Source organism: Streptomyces griseus subsp. griseus (assembly GCF_000720255.1).
Taxonomy (GTDB): Bacteria; Actinomycetota; Actinomycetes; order Streptomycetales; family Streptomycetaceae; genus Streptomyces; species Streptomyces griseus_I.
The window spans coordinates 1-1,935 of record NZ_JOJE01000106.1 but is presented as its reverse complement, the minus strand read 5'-3'; the positions used below and the strand labels follow the sequence as shown (position 1 = coordinate 1,935).

Here is a 1,935-nt window from a genome sequence, read left to right as displayed (position 1 = left end):
CGTCGGTTTTTCGAGCCGAGCGGCCGCCCCGGGCCCGGTCGTGTGGGTTTGGGTGCACGGGCGGGGCAGGTGAGGTGTGGGCGGAGGTTCCGGAACCCGCGGCGGACCCGGGCGGGTGTGAGCCGGCCGGGCTCGGCAGGTTTCTCCCAGGGGCGCCGTAAGTCAGCGGCGGCCCGGCGAAGGAGCCGCAGCTGGGTGTGGGCGGAGATGACCAGCCAGGTCCAGCGGTCGCCGGCGTCGGGGGTGCGGATCTTCGGGCGGGTCCAGCCGAGGGTCTGTTTGATCATGCGGAACGTGTGCTCCAGGTCGAATCTCCTCAGGAACGCCTGCCAGCGCACGTCGACGCCCTCGCCGCTCAGGCCGGTGGCGGACGACCACAGCCAGACGGGGAGCGGGTCGCCCCCGCCGGGCAGGTGGTCTACCTCCAGGCGGATCAACGTGCCCTCGATGACGGGGAGTTCACTGGTGTGGTCGATCCATGCCGAGCGGGTGGTCAGGCGGGGGTGGATGCGGTCCCAGGCCATCGCGCGGGCGATCCCGTACCGGTCGGTGACCTGCGCGGTTGCCGCGTCCGGATCACCCCATGTGTCCGGCTTGGCGAAGCGGAATTCCTTGCCGTGCTTCGGTGGCCGCCCGCCCTGGGGCAGGGAGATCCACGGCACCGGGACAGGCTTGCGCATGACCCGGTCCGAGCGCATCCGCCCGAGGACCTCCACAGGCAATCCGCGCAGGAGATGAGACATGCGCGGAGCGTCGTATCCGGCGTCGAAGACGATGAGGATGTCGCGGTCGCCAATGTGCCAGCGGCCCATGTCGATGAGATCCTCGACCACGCGGCGGACCTGGGCGGCGGTGGCTTCGGAGACGTCGTCCTCGAGGCCGAGGCGGACCGCGTCCAGCAGCTGGCACCAGGACGTGCGGCCCGACTCCAGGGCCGCGACGAACGAGTACGGCCAGCCCGGGATCATCTGGTCGCTGGAGCGGCTGTTGCGGCCGTAGACGTGGCAGAACAGACGGTCCGGGCTGGTCGGCGCGTCCGGGCGGAGCCAGTGGCTGATGTCGACGGCGAGGACCAGGCGCCCATCGGCGGCCTGCGGCATCGGCAGACCGGCCAACACCTGCCGCAGCCGGGGCACATCGACGTTCCCGCGGTTCAACGCCTCGTACATCGCGCCGTGCCCACGGCGGTGCTCGGCCACCAGCGTCAGATCCACCGGTGAGGTCACCGGACCGTCCGCGCACAGCAACGCGTCCACGAGTTCGAACAGTTCGTCCCCGCGCACGGTCAGGCAGTCGAATAAGTCGTCCCGGAAGCGTGACGCTTGCGCGAACGCTTCCCCGGGACCGGCATCAGGCAGCAGACTCATCTACACGGCCTTCGTCTCGACAGGTGCACCTTGGTCGGAGCACATGATCAGACGAGGGCCGCCTCACCGTCCGGCGAACACCCAGGTGAGTAGCCTAGTTCGAGGCCCATTTCGACTCATCGATAGCCTTCATCCTCATGATGCGCGCATGGATCCTGCCGATGCTGCTGGTGCTCTGCGGCTCAGTCCTTGCAGCTGGGCGGATCGTCAGCGGGACCCCCGGCGCAGCCGCCGCCCTCCTGCTGGTCTTTGTGCTGCTCGCAGGCGTGAACTCGCCTCTGATCTTCCCGAGGTCGATCAGCGCTCTGGAAGCACAACACCGCAGCGCGGTTGACGGCCGGCCGGTCGTCTTCTGGCGACCCGGCTGCAAGTACTGCATGCGGCTGCGCATCCGGCTGGGCCGCAGCGCCCGCCAGGTGCACTGGGTCAACATCTGGCGCGACCCCGCTGGAGCCGCAGCGGTGAGGGCAGCCAACGACGGCAACGAGACCGTGCCGACCGTCGTCGTGGCGGGTCAGCCGCACACCAATCCCGATCCCGCATGGGTGCGCGAGCAACTCTCCCGTTC

2 protein-coding genes are annotated in these 1,935 nt (G+C 69.5%); one reads left to right on the top strand and one right to left on the bottom strand.

The features are described from left to right. A partial coding sequence (locus IG99_RS43255; RefSeq protein ID WP_037684516.1) for an NF041680 family putative transposase occupies positions 1-1,367 on the bottom strand: 1,367 nt, incomplete at its 3' end. A gap of 137 nt (positions 1,368-1,504) precedes the next feature. On the opposite strand from IG99_RS43255, the gene IG99_RS43250 reads away from it, so the two are divergent. After that, positions 1,505-1,935: glutaredoxin domain-containing protein (locus IG99_RS43250; RefSeq protein ID WP_037684514.1), on the top strand; the 431-nt coding region annotated here is incomplete at its 3' end.